Consider the following 5,814-nt stretch of genomic DNA (forward strand, 5'->3'; position numbering starts at 1 on the left):
AATGCCGCTAGGACCTGGGGTGTCTGCCCACACCCAAGTGGTAGGCTCGCCTAAACGTACCAGATCGCCCGGTGCATGAAAGTCACTCCCACCTACGGCGGTTATCCGATATCCCTGACGCAGTTGTTCATCCCACCAATTCACGCTTGCCATATTGGTTGGGCGCCACGGTCCATTCCAGACCTCGACACAGGGAAAGTTGGCCATCTCCCAGTCCCATTTGACGCCGGGTTGAAAGGCATCGAAAGGATGATTAATGGAAATTAGCGCTCCTTTTTTGAGGAGACTATCGGATTTGGCATCGACGTCGGCCTGCGACAGCACGCGCCAGTCAGGCAAAGGGTCGACTAACCCCCACACATTGGCGTGGCCCCTACTGGTGGTCCATTCCATGCCTGGTATAAGGGTGAGAGACGTATTCAATGCGGGAATGGAAAAATTTTGGCTGGCGGTGTTGTGGTCGGTGAACGCGATGAATTGGAGTCCCCGAGACGCGGCCTCTGCGATGAGTTCATCAAGATCCCATAGACCATCACTATGGGTGCTATGAAGGTGAAGATCTCCCGGAATCCATCTCGGAGAAAAAATTTCGACCTGGATCTCCACGGAAAGGGTGAAGGGCTCTTTGGGCAGGCGATACAGACCAAGAAGTACCGTCCAGGTGCCTTTTGGAAGCGGACCTTTGAGATACCCTGGCGTGGCACTTTGTTCTGACAGATGAAAGGATTGGCGCGCACCTCCACTCCACCCACGCACGCGTGACGGGTCAGCCACTCCAAGGTCAATGATGGCAATGGATGGCGATGAGCCACGAGGTAGTGCGACCGTGATGCGGGAGGTATTGGATGGAACCACAAAGGGAATCGGTTCTATACGTCCTTGCTGACCAGGGCTCACCGTAATGGATCGCTTATGTATGGTCGGTTGATTCACACCACTCCTCCTTTGAGCATCAATGTCCTAGATCAGGGATGGGTCGCTTGGTGAAATCGCAATACGTCTTCGAGATAGGCCGTGGTGGAAAATTGAGCCAGTTGTCGCTCTGATTCGACTCCGTCCCAATCCAGTCTCAGACGCATTTCCGCAATGGTTCGCACCGCGACCTGACGGAGTACTTCCGGCGTCAGCCCTCCCAACCAGGCGAGGCCAGTGCGGCGAATGAGAATGTCTCCTACCGTGAGAGCTTGTTCTTTTAGCATGGCCCAATTAACCTCTGCAATCAAGAGAGGAACGCCATCCATAATAGGGGTGTGATCCAGGTGCTCGTCTTCTATCCACTGAAGAAAATCTTGGCTGGCTTCACCATAGCGCTCGATAAGTGTGTCGGCTAATTGGCTTGCAATGTGATAGGTATTGATGATTCGGGTACGTAGTTGTGATAATTCATTAGCGTGAGGGGCGTCTTGAATCGCTTCGGGTACCGGGGTGCGGCCCGTTCCCCCAAGGCGTCTGAGCACCGTTTCGGCCACTTCTTCGGCGGTAGCACGAAATCCCGTAAATTTTCCGCCTAACACGGTGACCATGGACGGTTTGGCTAAGATCATATCTCGTCGAGACAGGCGGTCGGTCTTTATGTCTTTATCCTGCGCGATTAAGGGTCGAACTCCTGACCAGGCAGCAATAATGTCCTGTAGACGCAACAAGGTTTGTGGGAAGACCCGATTAGCAATATCCAAGAGATAGGTGGCATCCTTCACCGGTAAGGCGGGGACATCAAGGGGACCTTGGTCGCGTTGATCGGTGGTGCCGAGATACGTAACCGGCCCACGAGGAATGGCAAAGATGTTGGCGTTGTCGGCTGTAGGCAAGATTGTGGCATGCGTTAGCGGGAATCGCGCGCGAGAAAAGACTAAATGAATGCCGCGACTGTGCACCAAATGTTCTTCTGGGTCTACGACACTCGCCCAGGGCCCGGCAGCATTGACCACAACTCGAGCTCGCACGGTGCCGACCTGCCCTGTGAGTTGATCTTCGATGACGACCTCAGAGAGCCCTTCGGGACGAAGGTTGCTCTTGGTGAGATTGGCATGGACATAATTTATGGCGAGTGCGCCTAAACTCTTAGCCGTCTTAATCACCTGCCAATTGATTCGGGCATCATGTCCACTAAATTCAAAATAGGAGATGCCGCCTCGCAAATGGTCGATGGTAATGCCGGGGGTTCGGTGAAAAACATCGTCTCGGGAGAGACGATGGTGACTTAACGGATGTTCGATGTGACTCAGATGATCGTAGACCCAGGCACCGAAGGATAAGGTTCGGAGCGAGAAGGGACCATCATCATATGCCGGAATGGTCATGGGCAAGGGGCGGATCAGGTGGGGCATCAAATGAAACAGGCGAGAACGTTCACGCGAGACTTGGCGGACCAGCCGAATTTCTCCATGAGGGAGATAGCGGAAACCCCCATGGATAAGTTTGGACGAGCGTGAGGACGTTCCGCTGGCGTAGTCGCCCTGTTCCACCAAAGCCACTTGGATTCCCCATCGAGACAACTGCCAAGCGATGCCCGCACCCGTGATCCCCCCGCCGATGACCAGGGTATCAAAAGTGGTGGTGGTCAATCGACGAAATTGTGCTTCTCGGCTTTCTGCTAGGGTATTTTCCATAAGGCACCTCGATTCAATATGCCACCGGGATCAAACTGTTTTCGAAGAGACAGGAGATAGGGCATTTCTTCCGCTCTCTCCTGGAATGTGCTCTCTAAACGCAGTCGACCGACCCCGTGGTGATGACTCCCTGATGCTTTCTGCTGTTGGGCTATCCCTAGAACGGCATTCCATACGGCCAGATATTTGTCTGACGCAAGCTGGGGACTTCCGGGATCCAAGAGAAATGTAAAATATAGGTTGGCACCATCAGAATACGCATGAGAAGAATGGCCGGTGATGCCAATGATGCCTGGCATCGCGGCGATAGTGGCGATGACCTCAGAATAAAGGGCGTCTAATTGTGACCAGCATGCGGACACTTCAATGGTATCGGCAATAATGCCTTGGGCGAGTAGAGGACGCCACGCGGACACATCGTTACGATGAGAAAACCACTGCTGGATCAATGTCTCGTCTCCGATTGACCCGAGCCCTTCAATGAGTGACGAAGCGACCCGTATTGATGCCTGCGTGATCGCCTGGGGCCCATGAAAGAGCGCGAGTAATAGGGGGCTACCATTCTCTAGCCCGAACGTGCGGCGCGCCTCTGCGGTATCGTAGAGACGTAAGACGCTAGGCGAAAGTCCCGATTGAAGCCAGCGACGCATGAGGTATAGACCCCGAGAAAATTCGGGTACGACGACCGTTAGACCGGCTTCGCTCTCAGGAAGGGGCCACACTTTAAGCGTCGCTTCCGTGATAATTCCCAAGGTGCCTTCGGATCCGATAAAGAACGGTAAGAGCTCTGGACCGGCCGTTCGCCGCGGCGTTCGGTGACCCAGATGAAGAATATCTCCGTTCCCAGTGACCACCGTCAACTGGCGCACCATGGACTCAATGCCGCCATAATGGGTCGAATACTGTCCAATACTTTTTGTCGCGATAAGTCCGCCCATACTGGCTTGGTCAATGGACTGTGGGAAATGTCCGAGAGTCCATCCTTGTTCACGAAGCCCGTCTTCTAATACACGGGCACTAACGCCGGCTTCGACCGTTATCTGGCCGTTGATGGCGTCTAAGGGGCCGATGGAGGAAAGTTTTGATAAATCTAAGACAATGGAATCCGGATCAGGATAAAGAGCTTGCACTACCCCCGATCCTCCACCTCGTGCGGATACGGGAATATGCCAGCTACGCGCTAGGCGTATCACCTCGCAGATGTCGTCAGCGCCGCTTGGCTGAATCACGAATCCCGTGTCCGGTAGATCATGCAGATGAATATCTCGAAATTCCGTAATGGCCGATGAATCCCAGCCTAGGCGCCGCGTCCTCGGGTCATCAGCCGGAAGAATTTGTCTAGGGAAACGACTGATGAGGACGTCTTTCCACGATGTCATGACTCACCTTCTTTGAATAAGACGGTTCGATTTGAAGGCGATTAAATCCTGCTGAAGGAATTGTTACCAGAGGAAAATTTTTTGTTTTGTAAGGATTTTTCCGAATCGTGGTGCGAATAGAGAACCTGTGCAGATCATTCATTGGCGCCGCCGCCACGCTTTTATCGCTCGTGAAGAGCTCCACCATCCGCCGATGACAGGGAGGCTAAGAGTCGTTCGGAAGCGCCGCTGCGGCATAATCTGCACGGCGCTCCATATAGATGTACAGGGAGGGGGATGCATGCAATCAATAAGACGCTATGTGGGTATCGCAATAGGGCTCCTGGCGTTCAGCACTCTTCTTGCTGGGTGTGGGGATAACCCGAACGCCATCGGCAACATGCCCGAACCCGTTCAGCAGGTGGTGGATACGGCCACACTATCCGGCAATGATATTGGAATCAATATGCTCGCGGTCACCGGAAATCAAGGCTATATTGGACGAGGGACAATCCCTGGATACTACAGCTATGGGCCAGCGGATGACCAAGGGGATGACACCTATTATGTGGACTTTAATATTCCCATAAACATGCAGGGAATCGAAAAGCAACTGGGCTATCTCCCTCGGTGGATCGGATCGACGACACTTGAGAGCGAGGACTATGTCAGCATTTTGCCGTTATCCAATGAAGCCTTTGATCGCTTATATTTTGACCCTAACACCCGCTATGCGGAATTCGATTTTAAGCTTAATGCCAATGGAACCATTATGGATGAATCGTGGGATGCGGTCGCGGTAAATAGTTGAACGCCTTTTCATTTGTCTCCTGGCCTGGTTAAATGGAGATACCAGGGGGGAGATTAGTGGCTAAAGACCAAGGATTTCAGACTCGTGCCATTCATGTGGGGCAAGCACCAGACGCCACCACCGGAGCAACCGTTCCACCGCTGTATTTAACCTCAACCTATACTCAATCAGCATTGGGGCATCATTTAGGGTACGAATACGGACGAAATGATAATCCAACACGGCAGTCGTTAGAAGAGGTTCTAGCGTCTTTAGAAAAGGGCCGGTGGGCGATTTCTTTTGCGTCTGGCATGGCGGCGAGCGATGCGGTAGTGAGATTGTTGTCACCGGGTGCGAAAATTCTTGCGGCCGAAGATTTATATGGCGGCATGTACCGTTTGCTAGAACGGGTATATCGCCCTCATGGCATAGAGATACAATACGTTGACACCACCAGGGCCGACGGTATGAAAGAGGCATTAGAGAGCGCCTCTCCTGATCTTGTATGGATTGAGACCCCCTCTAATCCTCTTTTGAATCTGATTAATATCCAAGAAGTGGCGGCGATGGCGCATCGCGTTGGCGCATTGTTAGTGGTCGATAATACCTTTGCTTCCCCGTATAATCAAAATCCACTGGGTTTAGGAGCAGACTTGGTGGTGCACTCGACAACCAAATATATCGGTGGCCATTCTGATGTGATTGGTGGGGTGGTGGTGACGAATGATGAGGCTTGGGCTACGGATTTACGGTTTATCCGCAATAGCGCCGGCGCCACCTTAGGACCATTTGAGGCATGGCTTACCTTGCGAGGGCTGAAGACGTTGGGGTTACGCATGGAGCGGCACGCAGAGAATGCCCGTCGTGTAGCGGAGTTTTTACAGCGTCACCCGGCGGTCGATAAGGTCTACTATCCGGGATTTCAATCGTCGACTGAACTCACGCAAATGCGGACCTGCGGAGGTATGGTGAGCTTTACAGTGCGTGCGGATCACGGAGCGGGACTAGAGAGAGCACGGCATGTCTTGAATCGTTTTCAGGTGTTTTCGTTGGCTGA

General features: G+C 52.9%; 5 protein-coding genes. 2 read left to right on the forward strand and 3 right to left on the reverse strand.

All coding sequences use genetic code 11. The features are described 5' to 3' along the window. From ACOJWD_RS12770 to ACOJWD_RS12780, 3 genes are all read right to left on the reverse strand, one after another. Window positions 1-933 (reverse strand): CehA/McbA family metallohydrolase (locus ACOJWD_RS12770; protein WP_486993617.1); only part of this gene is annotated, 933 nt, incomplete at its 3' end. A gap of 32 nt (window positions 934-965) precedes the next feature. Continuing rightward, a complete protein-coding gene (locus ACOJWD_RS12775; protein WP_486993618.1) occupies window positions 966-2,609 on the reverse strand; it encodes a glycerol-3-phosphate dehydrogenase/oxidase in 1,644 nt (547 codons plus the stop codon). Beyond that, window positions 2,594-3,988 carry an FAD-binding oxidoreductase gene (locus tag ACOJWD_RS12780; RefSeq protein ID WP_486993619.1) on the reverse strand — a complete coding sequence of 465 codons (1,395 nt, stop codon included), beginning with the start codon at window positions 3,986-3,988 and terminating at the stop codon, window positions 2,594-2,596. Before ACOJWD_RS12780 ends, ACOJWD_RS12775 begins: the two co-directional genes overlap by 16 nt. 280 nt (window positions 3,989-4,268) lie before the next feature. Between ACOJWD_RS12780 and ACOJWD_RS12785 the strand changes: the two genes are divergently transcribed. Both ACOJWD_RS12785 and ACOJWD_RS12790 read left to right on the forward strand, forming a co-directional pair. Next, a complete protein-coding gene (locus ACOJWD_RS12785) occupies window positions 4,269-4,778 on the forward strand; it encodes a hypothetical protein (protein WP_486993620.1) in 510 nt (169 codons plus the stop codon). A gap of 56 nt (window positions 4,779-4,834) precedes the next feature. Continuing rightward, window positions 4,835-5,814 (forward strand): trans-sulfuration enzyme family protein (locus ACOJWD_RS12790; RefSeq protein ID WP_486993621.1); only part of this gene is annotated, 980 nt, incomplete at its 3' end.

This window comes from Sulfobacillus sp. TH-112 (assembly GCF_057473405.1).

What these genes read in the sequence shown, in the direction of transcription:
- ACOJWD_RS12775 (WP_486993618.1), bottom strand. Translation starts at nt 2,609, where the DNA reads ATGGAAAATACCCTAGCAGAAAGCCGAGAAGCACAATTTCGTCGATTG.
- ACOJWD_RS12780 (WP_486993619.1), bottom strand. Translation starts at nt 3,988, where the DNA reads ATGACATCGTGGAAAGACGTCCTCATCAGTCGTTTCCCTAGACAAATT.
- ACOJWD_RS12785 (WP_486993620.1), top strand. Translation starts at nt 4,269, where the DNA reads ATGCAATCAATAAGACGCTATGTGGGTATCGCAATAGGGCTCCTGGCG.